Annotated in this window: 14 protein-coding genes; 10 read left to right on the plus strand and 4 right to left on the minus strand. The window is 39.4% G+C overall.

Translation table 11 applies throughout. The features are described 5' to 3' along the window. Positions 1 to 219: 219 nt before the first annotated feature. Positions 220 to 1,776 (plus strand): DUF438 domain-containing protein, encoded by a 1,557-nt coding sequence (locus tag O3607_RS04265; RefSeq protein WP_371443380.1) that lies wholly within the window; start codon positions 220 to 222, stop codon positions 1,774 to 1,776. A 165-nt stretch (positions 1,777 to 1,941) separates the two neighbouring features. On the opposite strand, the gene O3607_RS04270 is transcribed toward O3607_RS04265, so the two are convergent. Continuing rightward, the gene (locus O3607_RS04270; RefSeq protein ID WP_371443381.1) at positions 1,942 to 3,135 is read right to left on the minus strand and encodes a MalY/PatB family protein; all 1,194 of its coding nucleotides are present in this window, start codon (positions 3,133 to 3,135) and stop codon (positions 1,942 to 1,944) included. A gap of 386 nt (positions 3,136 to 3,521) precedes the next feature. Here O3607_RS04270 and O3607_RS04275 point away from each other — a divergent pair, with 386 nt between their 5' ends. Beyond that, complete coding sequence (locus O3607_RS04275; protein ID WP_213467350.1) at positions 3,522 to 4,874, plus strand: NAD(P)-dependent oxidoreductase; 1,353 nt, start codon at positions 3,522 to 3,524, stop codon at positions 4,872 to 4,874. A gap of 498 nt (positions 4,875 to 5,372) precedes the next feature. Beyond that, positions 5,373 to 5,648 (plus strand): helix-turn-helix domain-containing protein, encoded by a 276-nt coding sequence (locus tag O3607_RS04280; protein WP_060923759.1) that lies wholly within the window; start codon positions 5,373 to 5,375, stop codon positions 5,646 to 5,648. Here the strand turns inward: O3607_RS04280 and O3607_RS04285 are convergent. Continuing rightward, positions 5,626 to 6,303 (minus strand): lactate utilization protein, encoded by a 678-nt coding sequence (locus tag O3607_RS04285; RefSeq protein WP_371443382.1) that lies wholly within the window; start codon positions 6,301 to 6,303, stop codon positions 5,626 to 5,628. The two genes, O3607_RS04280 and O3607_RS04285, sit on opposite strands and share 23 nt — an antisense overlap. Positions 6,304 to 6,650: 347 nt before the next feature. On the opposite strand from O3607_RS04285, the gene O3607_RS04290 reads away from it, so the two are divergent. The 7 genes from O3607_RS04290 (at position 6,651) to O3607_RS04320 (ending at position 14,351) form a co-directional block, all read left to right on the plus strand. Continuing rightward, positions 6,651 to 7,865 (plus strand): ATP-binding protein, encoded by a 1,215-nt coding sequence (locus O3607_RS04290; protein ID WP_227283669.1) that lies wholly within the window; start codon positions 6,651 to 6,653, stop codon positions 7,863 to 7,865. A 57-nt stretch (positions 7,866 to 7,922) separates the two neighbouring features. After that, entirely contained in the window at positions 7,923 to 8,921 is a 999-nt protein-coding gene (gene pta / locus O3607_RS04295) for a phosphate acetyltransferase (RefSeq protein WP_008602113.1), read from the plus strand. Positions 8,922 to 9,242: 321 nt separating this feature from the next. Beyond that, complete coding sequence (locus tag O3607_RS04300) at positions 9,243 to 10,037, plus strand: hypothetical protein (RefSeq protein WP_287533565.1); 795 nt, start codon at positions 9,243 to 9,245, stop codon at positions 10,035 to 10,037. Positions 10,038 to 10,453: 416 nt separating this feature from the next. Beyond that, positions 10,454 to 10,810, plus strand: a complete 357-nt coding sequence (locus tag O3607_RS04305) for a winged helix-turn-helix transcriptional regulator (RefSeq protein WP_371443002.1) — start codon at positions 10,454 to 10,456, stop codon at positions 10,808 to 10,810. A 189-nt stretch (positions 10,811 to 10,999) separates the two neighbouring features. Then, the gene (locus O3607_RS04310) at positions 11,000 to 11,701 is read left to right on the plus strand and encodes an MBL fold metallo-hydrolase (RefSeq protein ID WP_371443383.1); all 702 of its coding nucleotides are present in this window, start codon (positions 11,000 to 11,002) and stop codon (positions 11,699 to 11,701) included. 104 nt (positions 11,702 to 11,805) lie between these two features. Then, complete coding sequence (locus tag O3607_RS04315) at positions 11,806 to 13,041, plus strand: DUF445 family protein (protein WP_371443004.1); 1,236 nt, start codon at positions 11,806 to 11,808, stop codon at positions 13,039 to 13,041. Beyond that, a complete protein-coding gene (locus tag O3607_RS04320; protein ID WP_371443384.1) occupies positions 13,038 to 14,351 on the plus strand; it encodes a DUF445 domain-containing protein in 1,314 nt (437 codons plus the stop codon). The genes O3607_RS04315 and O3607_RS04320 overlap by 4 nt, the downstream gene beginning before the upstream one ends. A gap of 103 nt (positions 14,352 to 14,454) precedes the next feature. Here O3607_RS04320 and O3607_RS04325 read toward each other — a convergent pair whose 3' ends face one another. Both O3607_RS04325 and O3607_RS04330 read right to left on the minus strand, forming a co-directional pair. Further along, a complete protein-coding gene (locus tag O3607_RS04325) occupies positions 14,455 to 15,870 on the minus strand; it encodes an ATP-binding protein (RefSeq protein ID WP_195186232.1) in 1,416 nt (471 codons plus the stop codon). Next, complete coding sequence (locus tag O3607_RS04330; RefSeq protein WP_024066445.1) at positions 15,848 to 16,522, minus strand: response regulator transcription factor; 675 nt, start codon at positions 16,520 to 16,522, stop codon at positions 15,848 to 15,850. Before O3607_RS04330 ends, O3607_RS04325 begins: the two co-directional genes overlap by 23 nt. Between the last annotated feature and the right edge of the window lie 616 nt (positions 16,523 to 17,138).

Consider the following 17,138-nt stretch of genomic DNA (forward strand, 5'->3'; position numbering starts at 1 on the left):
CTATCCGTTATTTTTATATATAAATGTTGATATTTTTAGAAAGAACTTTCAAAAGTATAGCCATGGATACAGATTTTATAATCGATATCGTTTATCATAGGGTCATAGGTTATGTTAGATAAACCTTTCACAGTATATATTGCCTTGTATACACAGTGGTACGTATAGAGGGCTATTCACATAAGTAATAAACAATATTTTTGACACGAGGGGATCAAAATGGAAAAGAAATTAGATTTGTCCAAATCCGTATATGATTTGGTAACAGAATATCCTGAAGTAGTAGATATTATGAAAGAATTAGGGTTCAGCGAAATCACTAATAAAGTGATGTTGAACTCTGTTGGTAAAATCATGACCATCCCGAAAGGGGCTAAAATGAAGGGCGTATCCATGATCGATATCGTGAGCGCATTCATGAAAGCCGGTTTTACCTTGGAAGGTGAAATGCCAAATCTACAAGGTGATGAAGCAGCATCTGCTAAAGATGCTCCTGTAGAGACTGTGGCTACTCAAGTAGAGGAGCCTAAAGCTAGCCAAAATACAGAAACTAATGAAGAGGACACTGTTACAGATAGCGAACGTGTAGAACAATTGAAAGGTTTCTTGAAACGGTTAGGTACTGGTGAAGAGCTTGGTGCTGTTCGTGAAGATTTTGCGAGCCAATTCAAACATGTTGAGGCTAGTGAAATTATGAAAGCCGAACAAGGTCTTATGCGCGAAGGTACACCTTTAGAAGAGGTACAACAATTGTGCGACCTTCACTCTGCATTGTTCCATGGTTCTACCATTCATGAACAAATGGATGCAGAACATGCTAAGGTAGAAGCGGTTCTAGAAGCTCAAGAAAAGAGCAAGAGCGTTGTGGGTTTGGTAGAGACTGCAGGTCATCCGTTAAACCGATTAACAGAAGAAAATAAAGCGCTCGATGAGTTGATTGAGGCTATTCGTCCAAAAGTAGCAGACAAAACTGCCACTTATGATGATGTGAATACAGTGCGTCAACTATCTGTTCACTATGCTAAAAAAGGAGATTTATTATATCCAAAATTGAAAGTGGATTATGCAATTGGTGGTCCATCCATGGTTATGTGGACTGTTGATGGCGATATTCGTGACCAATTAGGTGATTTAGCAAAATCTAGCCAAAGTGTAGATGATTGGTATAGACGTTTTGATGAGCTTCTTACACGTGCTCAAGAAATGATCTACAAAGAACAAAATATCTTGTTCCCAATCTGTGCAGAAAACTTCAGCAAAGAAGATTGGTATCAAATTTACAAAGATACAGCGCAGTATGAAGACATCTTCGGTGTAAAACGCATTGCATGGCCAGAGGCTGATGCAGCATTAGCTGTACAAACTACAAAACCAAGTGGTGATAATAATGCTATCGGTTTAATTGGTGGTACTTTAACTGTAGACCAACTAGATGCTATGCTCAATACAATGCCAATGGAGGTAACCTTCGTTGACCATGAAGATATTAACCGTTACTTCAACGATGGTGAAAAGGTATTCAAACGTCCTACTACAGCAATTGGTCGTGATGTGTACTCCTGCCATCCACCAAAGGTAGAACCGATTGTACGTGGTATTATCGACTCCTTCCGTAAAGGTGACCGCGATAATGTGGCAGTATGGCTTGAAAAACAAGGTCGTCCATTCTATGTAAACTACATGGCTGTACGCGATCAAAACAATAACTATATTGGTACATTAGAACTCGTACAAGACATGCAATTTGCAAAGGAACATTTCGATAGAATTAAATAAAAACTAGTGTAATACTAGTTGTGTGATACAGTGAAACTTTGATACAAAAAGGCTGCTCTAACATTGAATGATGCTAGAGCAGCCTCTTTTATTTGGACGAAATGAATTCTCTAATATGATTAATGTATTTCCTGAATTAATGTATTTTTTGATAAGAGGTACCCATTAAGGGTGTACGTACTTGATAATATTATGGGTAGCAGTCTTAATATTTTCAAGGCTAGTAGCTAAGTTTAGGCGTACAAAGGTGGTGTAGTTTTCGCCGCCAAACCATTCGCCAAAGCTTGGTGCGATGCGGCATTTATTTTCAAATAGGTCATGCATATTTTCCGCCTTTACATAGGCATCAAAATCAATCCATGCTAAATAGGTGCCGTCCATAGGGCTGATGCGGATTTGTGGTAATGCCGTACAAAGCTCTCGGCACAGATATTCATAATTTTCACGTATAACAGCCAGTACATCTGTGAGCCATGCCTCCGCCTCTGGATGTGTGTAGGCTACAGTGATGGCCGTTTCGGCAATAACGTCGGAGTCCGTATGGTACACATGAGTTTTATAGGCATTGTATTGGCCCCTCAGTTTTTCGTTGGGAATGATAACCTCTGCGTGATGCAAGCTAGCCATATTAAACGATTTTGACAGGGAAGACATAGCAATAATGTTATCCGCATAGGCCCCATTGCTTACCGTCAAGGCAGATGTAAAGGCCGTTGGTCCCGTAATCAGGTCTTGATGGATCTCATCGCTTATGATGAGTACCTTGTGCTGCTTGCAGATCTTAAATAATTGGTCCATTTCCGCTTCACTCCATACGTGGCCTACAGGATTGTGTGGATTGCAGTGAATGAACAGTTTAACCTTATGGTTGATGATAGCAGTTTCAAAGGCTTCGTAATCTACGGTGTAGCGATTATCGTCGCTGCGTTTCATAGGAATAGCGATGATCTGGCGCTGTGCATCGCTAGCGCTCGTATTAAAGGCGCCGTACACAGGACTTAGAACGGCAATGGCATCCTTTGCTTTTGTGAAAGCCCCAATACACCACATAATGCCTGTAATGACATTTGGAGCGCTGGTGAGCCAGTCTTTAGAAAGTATACATTTGTGGCGCCGCTTATACCAATCTATGACTGCTTCAAGATACTTGGGATTTGTCATGGTATAGCCTAAAGGTTGGGCTTTTACATAGGTACAAATAGCCTCTTGTATGCACTGAGGCGGCATAAAATCCATATCTGCTACCCATAGAGGCAATAGATCTGTGCGATTAAATTTCAAATGCTGACCGTCCCATTTACGGGAGTGCGACCCACGGCGATCGATATAGTATGTTTCAGTAAAGTCTATTGTGCTCATAGTAAACCTCTATATGTGTATGTTAATGTGGTGGAAATTAATTACTCTATCTATTATCAGTATACATGCATGGATATATATGTAAATATACCCTTAAGAATGGCTGCTACAGTATCTTCTGTTTCTATGCAATCCTTGCATGAATAGGGGCTATATTGGTATACAAAAGGTGCTATATTTGCTTGACTGTTGGGACTTTCACAATTTAGAATATACTATAGAATAGTGTGTGTCTGACCAGTGACCACACGACTATCGAATGGTTACAAAAGATAAATCTTAGCAGCATGTGGCGGCATCCCTATGTGAGAGGGCTCATCGGATTGCTCAGGTACATGCAACGCTGTATAAGTATAGTACTGGATCCTTGTTAGGAGGCATGTGCCATGAGTAACGAATTAAAACCACTACATTTTGATGCGGATTATACAATGGAGGAAGCGCTCGCTGAGGCGAAACGTTGTCTGAATTGTCCAAAACCATTGTGCCGTATGGGTTGCCCTATTGAAAACGAAATCCCTCGTTTTATCCAAGCTATTGCGCACGGTAACTTTGGTTTAGCCAACGATATCTTGGCAGAACGTACAAACTTGCCATCCATTTGTGGCCGCGTATGTCCACGCGAAAACCAATGCGAAGGTAACTGTATCATGAATAAGGCGAAGAAACCGCCTATCAATATCGGTAAATTGGAACGCTTTGCTGCTGATTTTGAAAGCATCAATGAACTTCGCAAACCTAAGAAAATCAAACAAGATCTTGGTAAGGTTGCCGTTGTAGGTTCCGGTCCTGCGGGCTTATCCGTAGCTGGCGATATCGCTAAACTTGGTTATGATGTAACTGTATTTGAAGGCCAATCTGAACCAGGTGGCGTACTTTTATTCGGTATTCCTGAATTCCGTTTGTCTAAATCCGTTGTACGTCGTGAAATTGCACGTCTTGAAGGTTTAGGCGTTAAATTCGTATGTAATACATTTATCGGTCAAGATAAAACATTGGACGAACTCTTCGCTGAAGGCTTTGATTCCATCTTTATCGGTACTGGTACCCATATTCCTCAAGAAGTACGCATGGAAAATGATGAAGTTCATGGCGTATTCCAAGCTATGTACTTGTTGACTAACGTACAACTCGTAGAAAATGGTGAGCTTGATGAAGCTCAAATTCCTGTTAAAAAAGGGGACCGCGTAATCATCATTGGCGGTGGTAACGTAGCGATGGATGCGGCACGTACATGCGTACGTTTAGGCTGTGAAGCCGTAACGGTAGCGTACCGTCGTAGCCAAGAACAAATGCCAGCATTGTTGTCTGAATACGAAGAAGCACGTGCCGAAGGCGTTCAATTCCAATGGTTCGCTTCTCCAGTAGGTGTAGAAGGTAAAGACAAGGTAGAAGGCTTCAAATACGAAGTGATGGCTCTTAACGAAGATGGTGCTGGTATCCACGGTACTGGTAACTTCCAAGTTATGCCTGTAGATAAAATCATTATCGCTGCTGGTCACAAACCAAATGCACGTCTTATCGGTGAAGGTAATAACTTGAAAGTAGATGAAAAAGGCTATATCATTACATCTGAAGATCCATATGGTATGACTAATCGCGCTGGCGTCTTTGCTGGCGGTGACGTTGTACATAAACCTGCTACAGTAGTACTCGCTATGCGGGAAGCTAAAAAAGCTGTTGACGGCATGGTTAAATATATGGAAATCAAAAAAGCTCAAGAAAGTGCTAATCAATAATCTTATAGAGATAATTAAAGGGGCCATACTTAGTATAGGCCTCTTTTTACTATAAGGATTTGATTATTATATTGTTTTAATAGTGTTTTATTATTGGTTTCAGTTTACGGTCAAAGTGGAGGGTCATATATATATATATATATATGTACCTATTATGATGTAGGCTCATCCAGTGTGATATTAGAATTCAAATTTGTGTTTCCTGCATAGATAATGTATAGAAATTACGATAAATGCTTATAAAACCTAAGCTTATCGAGTACAATACCTGTATTTTTAGTCTTAATTATCTCTAGATATACTGAAATTTCACGAATTGATGAAATCGGACATAACTTAATATGCAAAGAAAAAAGCCTCGATAGAACTAATTTATACCTTAGTTTTTATGGAGGCTTTTCTGTTATCGCATTTCAACTGCTACTAGTCACGGCCTTGGGCTAGACGTATAGTAAAGGCATAACCATGTGTTGAGTGTGAAAGTAGATAGAGGTTGCTATGAATCCTATCCTATGTTGTCGTGATATACAGGTTCGACAAGAAGTTCACAAGCTAGGGGTATTAATTTTACTTTGGCGTAGACAATTGGGCATGACACAGTATCAATTGGCAGATAAATCAGGTCTAGCTCAATCTTATATAAGTGATCTTGAAAGTGGTGCTATTGATCCGCGGTGGTCCACAATTTATAGGGTTGTATCTGGATTAGGACAAATGAGCGTACAAGATTTTCTAAATGGTCCACAAACCATTAGAAGCCTAAGGATTCATTGATGATAATAATCTCCATGGTTTGCATATTACGCATCTTTTTATAGTAAATAGTTAAGGCATTACATATACGATCTGGAGAGCCGCAGTCGTAGCATTTTTCGTCCAAGGTAGCACACGGATTGAGAGAGCTCTTTTTGTTTTTCTTACTGTTAAGTGGGGCTGCTACATTTCGTGCTCGATAAATGGCGGACGCTAAGTCAGGGGTGATTTTGTTAACTCCTAATACAAAGAATACCTCTTGAGAACCAAATAGAGAGGCTGCCACACGATTGCCTGTGCCGTCGATATTCACCATCTCTCCCGTTTGTGAAAGGGCGTTTACCGAGGTGAGAAATACATCGCGTCCCATTGTGCGTAACGAAGTATCGCGAAAGCTTTCACCAGGCAGTGGACGCTGAATGTCTGTTATGTCCTCGTTGACCTCAGATAAAGCATCATGAACACCTATTTCTAATAAAGTGCGAGAATCGCCAATGGCTACACATTTGTTTTGAATGCGATTTTTTAGATACGCAATGGCTTCGGCGCCCGTTTCAAAATAATGAACTACGAATTTATTGCGCTCTAAAGCTTTGATCGTTTTCTCTATATCGATGGGGGTATCGTTGTTTTGAGGATTGATAACTGCGTTAATCGTCGTTTCTGTATTGGCCATGAGTCCTCCTGAATAGGTGTTTGTGATTAGAAGCTAATGTTTCGATTAGTAGTGTTTGCTATTTACTATTGTATCGTTTTATAGGCTTAGAGTTCAATGAAAGCTATATATCTTCCTTGGTATAAGAACAAATAGAGGTGAGGTATTATAATTTATTAGATTAATTATAGGAATAAAATCCAAATTATGTATCTATACAATAAAACTTTGGAATGAAATCCAACTTTATGGTAATATTAGTATAAAGTTGGAATGGAATCCAAGTTTTGTAGGTAGTCGATATGATGACTGACAATAACAGTAATTGGGTTCCATCTATGAGAAAGTACATAGATGAGGAGGCCCTTATGAAGTTGATTCAGCGCCATGGGTATATAGAGTTTTTACGACGGAATCGTGAACGGTCTATTATTAAAGTCGTTTCTGGCATACGTCGTTGTGGTAAATCGACATTATTTCGTCTGTTTAAGGATGAGCTACTAGCAGAGGGTGTAAAACCGGAACAGATTATATCTATAAATTTTGAGGAGTTAGAATACGAACCTTTACGAGAGTATCATGCGCTGTATCAATATATATTAAATCAAATGCAGCCTAATCAAATAAACTATATTTTTCTTGATGAGATTCAACATGTCGATCAATTTCATCGTGTTGTAGATAGCCTATTTGTAAAAGAGAACACGGATATTTATATTACAGGTTCAAATGCATATTTTATGTCTTCTGATATTGCTACACTATTGACTGGTCGATATGTAGAAATTCAGATGTTACCACTGTCCTTTGCTGAATTTTACTTTAGCAAATATGAAGAACAGCAGTACTCCTTGATTCCTGCCTATGAGGCGTATCTTCGTGAAAGCTCGTTCCCTTATACACAACAATTGGGTGGCGAAGATTTTGATATTCAAGAATATCTTCGGGGGCTCTTTAATACCTTGTTATTACATGATGTAGTAGCTCGATTAAAAATTAATGATGTCATGATTTTACAAGATATTGTGCGATATATTATGGCGAATGTGGGAAGCTTGCTTTCACCAAATAAAATAGCTAAATCTCTTGTTAGTGCTGGCCGAAAGATTGATAATAAAACGGTAGAACGATATTTACAAGGGTTACAAGATAGTTTATTACTATACAAGGTGAATCGCTATGATGTACGAGGCAAAGAATTACTACGCATTAATGCGAAATATTATAGTGTTGATGTAACCTTGAGAAATTTGATTGTTGGCAATACAAGCCGCGATACAGGTCATATATTAGAAAATATTGTTTTTCTAGAACTCATACGTCGTGGATATACTGTATATGTAGGTCAACTAGCTAAGGGTGAAATTGATTTTGTGGCAGAAAAAGCTGGTATTACTGAATATTATCAGGTTAGTGAAACTGTGCTCGATCCAAATACGTTAAATCGTGAACTGGCGCCTCTAGAGGCTATCAATGATCAATATCCTAAGTTTTTGCTTACCTTAGATGAACTCAATAAAAATGCAAATTATGACGGAATTCAACAACGAAATGTTTTAGAATGGTTGTTAGAGAGCTGTTAACTTGCTATAATAATAGTATTGATATGGCATAAAGCCAATGTTAAGGAGGCAAAAATCGTGGATTTAATTCAAAAATTAAAAGACCAAGTAAAACCATTAGGTAAAAAAATCGTGTTGCCAGAATACAAAGATGAACGTGTATTGAAAGCAACTGAAATCATTTTGAAAGAAGGTTTCGTAACACCTGTATTGGTAGGTAATCCTGCTGAAATCGCTGAAGCTGCTAAAGCTGTTGGCGTATCCATCGAAGGTGCTGAAATCATCGATCCAGCTAACTACGATCGTTACCAAGAAATGGTTGATACATTCGTAGAATTGCGCGCTAAAAAAGGTATGACTCCTGAAAAAGCTGACGCAACTATGAAAGGTGACTGCTTATTCTTCGGCGCTATGCTTGTTCGTCTTGGCGCAGTAGATGGCATGGTTGCTGGTTCTGCTTGCCCAACTGCAAACGTATTGCGCGCTGCATTACAAGTTGTAGGTACTAAACCAGGCCTTAAAACAGTATCTTCTTCCATGTTCATGTTCACAAGCAAAAAAGAATATGGCGACGACGGTATGCTCGTATTCTCCGACTGCGGCGTATTGCCTAACCCAACTAGCGAACAATTGGCTGATATCGCAGAATCCACTGTAGAAAAAGCTCGCAAAGTTGTTGGCATGGCTGATCCTCGCGTATCCATGTTGTCCTTCTCCACTAAAGGTTCCGCTTCCACTCCAGAAGTAGACAAAGTAGTAGAAGCTGTTAACATTTTGAAAGAACGCAATGTTGACTTCAAATTCGACGGCGAATTACAATTGGACGCTTCCATCGTTCCTTCCGTAGCAGAAAAGAAAGCTCCTGGCTCCAACGTAGCTGGTAAAGCTAACATCTTGATCTTCCCTGATCTTCAAGCTGCTAACATCGGTTACAAATTGGTACAACGCTTCTCCGGCGCTGACGCTCTTGGCCCATTGATTCAAGGCTTGGCTAAACCAGTTCATGACCTTTCTCGTGGCTGCTCTGCTCAAGACGTTGTAGACGTTGCTGCTATCGCTGCTGTTGAAAGCATCTAATTTCAACTAAAACTTCATTTGAAACTTTTTAATGAAATAGAAAAAGCTGATTCTTCGGAATCAGCTTTTTTGTTTTATACAGCTATTGTTTGATATCTTTTGTAAATATATCTATTGTAAATATATTTACGAAAGCATATAGTGTTTCTAAGTTAATTAAGAAGATAGATTGTCAGAAAAATATAGTAGTTGTTTAAACTTATATAGAAGGTGTATGATTAAGTTGATAATATTTGATTAATATATTTAATCAATGCTTGCGTGAATACACTTGATATGCACAAGTGTAATTGTGTTTAGAGTCGTAAAAAGGAGAGGGCTATGATTTCTGTATTCGATACAAATCCTGTTATTTTTGAAGGTTCTGATCGTACTTTAACTATTAGTTACAATGGAGTTCTCTGTAAAGATGCTAATGGTACGGTTATTACTGACATTGATTTTGAAGATGTAAATGAGCTATATCTTACAAGATATCTAAATTCAAATAGTAACTATACGATTTTGTTTAGAGACCATAATTGGAAAAATATAGAAGGCCAAGATTTAGATACGGACCGCACAGAATCTAACATTGGTCATAACATTCGTGAAACAAAAGCGATTCTTACAGCCTTTGCTCGAAATAAATTGACCGCAGATTTTCCTGCGAACTTAGATACTCTTCAATTACCATTAGACTCTTCCTTTATGGGTAAACGAGAAATTACCATTAAAAACGGTGTTATCTCAAATGGCAAGGTAGATATTCCTATTAAAGATATCCGTCGCGTAGTATGTGCATCTAATGGCACGATTAGCAAGCTTTTAGTATACAAGGAAGAAAAGCCTAGCTCTTTCCTTAAAAAGATGTTTGATTCTCCTGATATGAAAATCACTTTGAATGCCATTACGTTGCCATTATTGGAAGCCATTGTAACACGCAATACAGGTCATGGCATTGACTTCAGTCGTGGTAATGGCTTTGATCAAAAAGACTCCAACTACATCATCATTCGCTATCTTGACTCTGGATTCTTCCTTGAGAAAGACGGTACAGCACCTACAGAGTGGCAGAAAACTGCTGCTGAAGCAACGGCAAAATTTAAGTACGATGTGAAAACATTATTGGCATAACATCCGCTAATATAGAGACTTTTGTTAAGGAACTATGTAGTGAAAAAGACTGTATTACTAATACAGTAAATATGCAATAAGATATCAAAAGAACCGCTAGTTTTTACTAGCGGTTCTTTCGTGTATGGGGGATAATTTTGAATAGTAGAATTATTTGTGATAGGTACTATCAAAAGTGATAGAATTATGATAAATACTGATTAAAATTTTTTCAAAATAATTTGTACCCTAAAAAAAGATACTGTAAAATGCTTGCAATATGATAAATTTGTGATATGATTTGAACTACATTAGAAAGACATATTTCTAATCTTGAAATGGAAATAGTAGTATAGCTATACATAGTTGAGCTTAGCAATAGAGGTTTAGCCTTGTTATAACTAGCTACTTAAGCTATATAGAGAAGGAGAATTACAATGGCAGAGCAACTCGTAAATGTTCATGATTTAGTGGGCCGCTGTCCTTTTGCAACGAGTCAAAAGTTATTAGCCGGCAAATGGTCTTTGTTGATCATGCACGAATTAGCCGAAGGGCCTGTGCGTTTCCGTGAATTAGAGCGCCGCCTATACCCAATTACACAAGCAACATTAACAAGAGCCTTGCGCCAATTAGAGGATGATGGCCTTGTGCACCGTGAAGTATACGGCACCATTCCACCAAAGGTTGAATATAGCCTTACGGAAGTCGGAGCTGGATTCAAAACTGTTCTTGCATCTCTTGAAATATGGGGGAACCAATATATTGATTATATGAAAGCCGCTAGCCGCATGTAAGAAGCGGCAGCGGCATTTCTGCCCTTATTATGATATACAGATGGGGGACCATATATTTGATAAGGCTAAAAAAAGGCCTTTATATATGTCATAAATAGCCATTTGTTTATGCCATGTATTTAGAAAAATATGGTATAATAAACAATACGAATGATATAAATTCTCAATAGATGAGGAGTATTGATAATAATGTTAAATGTTACGTTTTTAGCGCATAGCGGCTTCCTCGTAGATGATGGTAAGCGTTGCTATGTGTTTGATTATTATAAAGATCCTAATAATATAGTTTGGCAATTAGCGAAACGCGGTCGTGAGCTTTGGTTCTTTGTGAGCCACACTCACGGTGATCACTTTAATCCGTCTATTATGGAGTTTGATGGTCCTCAAACTCGTTATATTTGCTATCAAGATATTCCATTAGAGGGCAAGGTAAAGAAATGTATTACCATGCGCCCTGGCCAAGATGCTACATTAGATGATGTAGGTATCCATATGTATGGTAGCACCGATGAAGGCGGTTCTTTCTACGTAAAGACAAATACGGCTGATATCGACTCTGATTCTATCTTCCATGCAGGTGACCTCAACTGGTGGCATTGGCTTGGCGATACTCCGGAGAATAATGCTGATGCAAAACGCATGGCATGGCGTGAGTTTAAGGAATTAGACGGCTTATCTGTAGACGTGGCGATGTTCCCGGTAGATAATCGTCTAGAAGACGCTATGGAGTGGGGCAGTATTGAGTTCTTGCGCCGTGTAGAGGTAAAAAAAGCCTTTATTCCTATGCATCTAAATGGCCCACTATGGACACCATCCGTGTATTTTAAAGCACTCTTTGGCTATGTTCCTGTATGGGAGCCTCAAAAAGATGGCGATGAATGCACATTCTAAATATACTTTCACAAGTTGTAGTTCGTGAAAGTTCGTGACCTATGTGGTCACTACGTTGTATGGGGAGAGTCTATATACGTAATTCAGTAAGTTAGGATCAAGTGATGATGAAAACTAAACCAGTGGCAACCACCCTGTTGGTTGTCATGGCTATTATATTTTTAATTGCATATCCACAACGGCAAGATATGTTTTGGGCATTTATCATGCACGTATCTGGAGCTGCTATGATCGGTGGATTAGCGGACTGGTATGCGGTAACGGCACTCTTTACGAAGCCTTTGGGTATTCCGTTTAAGACAGCCATCTTGCCGCGTAGCAAGGAGCGTCTTATTCAAATAGGGCGTACCATGCTCAGTGAAGAGTTGTTGCGCGTGCCTCAAATGTACTATGCCATCAAAAAAGAGCGCGTTATGGTCCGTATCATCGAATACGGCATGAGCGATGTAGGGCAAGGCCAAATGCGCGATATTTTGTATGGTGTAGGTAATCAGGTTTTGTCACATATGGACATTGAACCTATGCGTCAGGAAATCAACAAGGCCATATATAAAGGTGTCACAAATTGGAAGGCGACACCTCTCGTTATCTTGTTTGGTCGCTGCATGTTAGAGCGCCAAACAGCAAGTGTTTTCTGGCTCTACTTTAACCGTACATGTCAGCGTGTCATTGCATCTAATCAAGTATATCCGTACTTGTACCGCGTTATGCTTGACATTATGAAAACCTATACGAAGGATTCTTTCTTCCGTGAATTGGCTATTGCCTTTGGTGGCGATGGGCTTTCACCAGAACGATTGGTAGAAACGGTACAGAAAAAGGCTGTTCAATTCCTAAAGGATAACGAGTCTATAGATTCTGATTTAGGTCGTTACGTATGGGGCCAAGCCATTCGTTTCTTCAATAATTTGGAAACTAATGCAGAGTGGCAAGCTTTTATCGAAGAGCACAAAGATCAATGGATTAAAATGGTTCTCGAAGAATGGGAAGGCAAGCTCATCGACGGCGATACTGTAGACTGGAAACGCCTCATGGATATCGTTATCGATCGCTTTAATGTGCTCGGTACGGAAATCTTGTTGAACCCAGATAAGCAAGCGCCTTTTGAACGGTTCTTCTTGCTTCGTAGCATTCCGTGGTTACAAAAATTGAACCCTCTTATCGATAAGGTGGTGGGGCAGGAACTATCTCGCTATTCACCTGAGGAAATTACCCAAATCGTACGCGGCAAGATGTACTATGACCTTCAAATGGTTCGTATTAACGGCTCTCTCGTAGGGGCTATCCTAGGCGGCATCTTCTACGGCTTGACCCTTTTTGTAGAGGGGGTGCTCAAATGATTAGATATTTGAAATCCCTCACCTTGCGGCAACGCGCAAACGGTATTCTTGGTTTGACTGCTGTATTGTACTGTTTTGTTTTTGTAGGTCAATTTCTCTATGGTCATGAAAGCTGGTACCAGCCGCTTTATTGGGCTGTACAGTCTGCGCTCATCGGTAGTGTAGCGGACTGGTTTGCCGTAACAGCCTTATTCCGTAAGCCGCTCGGATTCCCGTATCATACAGCGTTAATTCCTCGAAATAAGGATCGCCTTATCAATGGTGTTATTAAGTTGGTTGAGACGAAGATGCTTACCAAGGATCGTTGCAAGGTATTGTTAAATAATGTGGAATTTGTTCCATTGTTTGAAAAATTCTTGCTATCACCGGAAGGGCAACGGGCAGCACGTCTCGTTATCCATCAAGGGTTGCATCTATTATGGAAATCTCAAACGAGTGAGGAATGGGCACAGTGGGGAGCGAAACGCATTCGTGGATTGCTTCAAAAACATTCCCTCGTACCTGTGTTAAAACACGTATTGCTCGATTTATGTGAACATAATCGCTATGAAGGCATGGTTGTACAGGTATTGAACGTAATTCAAGAACGTATCAACCATCCAGCTATGGTGACATGGCTTACAGCGGTTGTAGCAGAAGAGGCTCATAAGAAAAAGAGGAAAGGCTTCTGGTCTGATTTCCTTATCTCCATGTCTGAAGCGACTGATGTGGTAAACTACCATGAGTTGGCACAGGCTATCGTTCAAGAGGCTTATGCTATGCTTGAAAACTGGAAGCGACCAAATAGTCCTGAACGGACTGCATGGCTTCGCCAATGGGTAGATCCAATTCGCCATATAGAAGAAAACCGTGAGGTTTGTGATGCTCTCGATGAAGCGTGGGAACGTTGGATTCGTGAACAAGATTGGGAATCTGTCATTGAAAACCATTTATGCCCTTATGTAGAGGAATTGTTACTCGTAGGGGATGAAAATGGAGAAACACCAGCACAAGTTCTCGTGAATATTGCACTTGAATTGTGGACCGTATACGGTCAATCCGAAGATCTTAGAAAACGTATAGAAGATACATTGCATAATATTGGCATCTATGTCCTCGAACAGGGCTACGACCTCATTGAAACCATCATACGCCAAGTGCTCGGCGGCCTTAGCACAGAGAAGTTTATTTACTTCATCGAATCTAAGGTGGAGGACGACCTCAGCTGGATTCGTATTAATGGTGCCATCGTTGGTGCTGTAGCGGGTCTTGTTGTATGGACCTTCCTGGAATACGTTTATATGCCGCTATGGCAACAATTCATAGGCTAAACCATTCAAGATTATATACTATAAACGCTACATAATACAAAAACGCTAGCAACGAGACGATGTCTCTGTGCTAGCGTTTTGTTATATGTATGTAACCTTTAGCTTATTCTTCAATTCTATTGTATGGCAATCGAACTGTAAATGTTGTTCTTACTTGAGGTTCACTGGTGGCTGTTACTGTGCCGTGGTGCAAGCTAATAACTTTGTTTACAAAGTACAGGCCAAGGCCGATACCGTGGTTGGATTTCTTGTTCCGAGATTGCTCTGTTTGATACATTCGATCCCAAATATGCTCGAGGTTTTCAGGCTCGATACCGATGCCGTTATCTGTTACCGTGATAATCAGTTCACCACCTGCAAGCTTAGCTGAAATGTCGATAGTGGAGTTCGTAAACTTGATAGCATTGTCAACTAAGTTTGTAATGGCACGACGTAAGGATACTTCATGAGCGACGATACGGATATTAGGTTGAATGGTGGATGTGATGGAAATCCTTTTTTCTGTATTTTCTGCACAGAGCCGTGTATAGTCATGTACCATGTTCGTTAACATTAACGACACATCTACAGGCGCTAAGTTAAGGTCATGAGCATTTTCAAGGCGTGCTACATCGAGCAATTGGCTTACGAGGTTTGTCATAAACTTGGCTTGTTCCAAGATATGTGTCAGACCTTCACGTAAATCATCCTCTGTACGACCGTATTTTAATGCAAACTCACTTTCCGCTTTAATAACCGCAATCGGTGTGCGCAATTCGTGGGATACGTCAGAACTAAATTGCTTCTCCCGATTGGAGGAATCTTCAAGGCCTGAAAGCATGCGGTTAAATGTGGTGGTAAGCTCGTATATTTCATCCCGTGCTGTACGGGATGGAATATCAATACGGCGACTTAAGTCGTTATTCTTACCGATAACCTTAGCTGTTTTCGTCAAGGTTCGGACCGGCTTGAGACCTTTCTTGATGAATAGATAACCGCCTAATGATGAAATCAACAAGAATATAACATCACCTAATAATAAACTATATAAAAGGTTTTCTGTTTTTTTAGAGGCCGTTTTTACCTTTGTAACAGCGCGCAAAATACCACGATAATTTGGTTCATTAACCGGTGTATCGTAGTAGTAGAAGGTATCATCGCCAACAGCGATTTCTCCAACTTGACCCAAGGATAGGACTGTTTGATTAGGGAAACCATCTGGTAGCGCACCTTTAATGATATAGCCATCCTGGGTTGATACAAAGAAGAATGTGTTATCTTGGTACGGTTTAAATTTACGGATATCCGTAGCCATGATCATTGCTTGCTGCTGTAAGCGCTCGCGAACTTCTTTGTTATCGGATTCGTGCGTATATGCATAAATCCATGCGGATGCAACCATCAAAATGATAAGCAAGAAGATGGTATACCAAGACATGATTTTAAAAGTTAGGGGCAGCCGATTAAATAAATCGGTAGCTGCCCCAGACATGGTATCTAGATCTCGGTGAGGATCATTAGTTTTCTGTTTTGAGGACATACCCTACTCCACGAACTGTTTGAATGAGTTTTACATTCTCGTCAGTATCGATCTTTTTACGTAAATCTTTGATGTATACATCGATAAGATTAGAGTAGCTTTCATAATCGTATTCCCAAACGTGATCAAGAATTTGTTGACGGGATAATACGATGTTTTCGTTACTTGCTAAATAGTATAAGAGGTCGAATTCTTTTGCCGTCAATGTGATTGTTTCGCCGTCGCGTTTAACAGTACGTTGAGGCACATTGATAGTAAGAGGACCTACATGGATATCATTTTGTGCATGACGTGCGTTACGGCGAGCCAATGCATAGATACGAGCAGTTAACTCTTCAAGATCAAATGGTTTTACAAGGTAATCATCAGCACCAGTGTTGAGACCTGTAACTTTATCTTGTAAGGAATCTTTTGCAGTTAAAAGCAATACAGGTGTTGTATTGCCATCGTTACGCATTTGAGCAAGAGCACTAATACCATCGAGGATCGGCATCATGATATCCATAACGATAACGTCATAGCTGGATGTGTTTACATAATCAATCGCTTGTTGACCGTTGAAGCATGTATCAACCGTCATATTCTCTGCACGTAAATATTTGGCGGTAATGCCATTCAGCATTTCTTCGTCTTCTACAAGTAAAATTTTCATTCTCTGTTCTCCTTATGTATGAGTTAAAAATATAGCTCTCTAACTACATTAATATAGTCATTATATATATAAGCTTTCTTTTTGGTGAAAGCCACAACACCATATAAGGGTGACTATATATATAATATTATATAACTTATTTATCTATTATCATACCTTATACAATAGGAATGAGCAAAAGATGAATGTATATGCGAGTTTATAAGCGCCTTCTTCATGTTTTGAAAGCCAAAAGATGGGAAAAACTTGAAACTTAATGAATTCTGCTAATGAATAAAGATGAACTATATCGAAGATTGCCGTATGCGCATAGATAGACCTGATTTTACCAATTTTGGCGAGTGTGAAAGAAATCACTAAAAAAACTTGTGATAATAATTATCAGAGAGATAAATACCAATAATAGTCGTAGAAATTTAATGATTTTCGATGGTTAAATTCGAGGTGGTTTTGGTAGGAATTTAACGGATATTAATTATTATGAATGATTTCGATGTTGAATAAACACAGTATTTATAAGGCTAGTTGATGTCTTGTAAGAAATAAAAATATACAAAAATTTCGGAACCGAATTACTTTCGTAATATCCTTAACTTCTTGTATGAAATATTCATAA

Origin of the sequence: Veillonella sp. 20925_1_51, from assembly GCF_041431445.1 — a bacterium.
Taxonomy (GTDB): domain Bacteria; phylum Bacillota; class Negativicutes; order Veillonellales; family Veillonellaceae; genus Veillonella; species Veillonella nakazawae.

What these genes read in the sequence shown, in the direction of transcription:
- O3607_RS04310 (WP_371443383.1), top strand. Translation starts at nt 11,000, where the DNA reads ATGTTAAATGTTACGTTTTTAGCGCATAGCGGCTTCCTCGTAGATGAT.
- O3607_RS04265 (WP_371443380.1), top strand. Translation starts at nt 220, where the DNA reads ATGGAAAAGAAATTAGATTTGTCCAAATCCGTATATGATTTGGTAACA.
- O3607_RS04280 (WP_060923759.1), top strand. Translation starts at nt 5,373, where the DNA reads ATGAATCCTATCCTATGTTGTCGTGATATACAGGTTCGACAAGAAGTT.
- O3607_RS04275 (WP_213467350.1), top strand. Translation starts at nt 3,522, where the DNA reads ATGAGTAACGAATTAAAACCACTACATTTTGATGCGGATTATACAATG.
- O3607_RS04305 (WP_371443002.1), top strand. Translation starts at nt 10,454, where the DNA reads ATGGCAGAGCAACTCGTAAATGTTCATGATTTAGTGGGCCGCTGTCCT.
- O3607_RS04325 (WP_195186232.1), bottom strand. Translation starts at nt 15,870, where the DNA reads ATGTCCTCAAAACAGAAAACTAATGATCCTCACCGAGATCTAGATACC.
- O3607_RS04320 (WP_371443384.1), top strand. Translation starts at nt 13,038, where the DNA reads ATGATTAGATATTTGAAATCCCTCACCTTGCGGCAACGCGCAAACGGT.
- O3607_RS04315 (WP_371443004.1), top strand. Translation starts at nt 11,806, where the DNA reads ATGATGAAAACTAAACCAGTGGCAACCACCCTGTTGGTTGTCATGGCT.
- O3607_RS04285 (WP_371443382.1), bottom strand. Translation starts at nt 6,303, where the DNA reads ATGGCCAATACAGAAACGACGATTAACGCAGTTATCAATCCTCAAAAC.
- O3607_RS04300 (WP_287533565.1), top strand. Translation starts at nt 9,243, where the DNA reads ATGATTTCTGTATTCGATACAAATCCTGTTATTTTTGAAGGTTCTGAT.
- O3607_RS04330 (WP_024066445.1), bottom strand. Translation starts at nt 16,522, where the DNA reads ATGAAAATTTTACTTGTAGAAGACGAAGAAATGCTGAATGGCATTACC.
- O3607_RS04290 (WP_227283669.1), top strand. Translation starts at nt 6,651, where the DNA reads ATGAAGTTGATTCAGCGCCATGGGTATATAGAGTTTTTACGACGGAAT.
- O3607_RS04270 (WP_371443381.1), bottom strand. Translation starts at nt 3,135, where the DNA reads ATGAGCACAATAGACTTTACTGAAACATACTATATCGATCGCCGTGGG.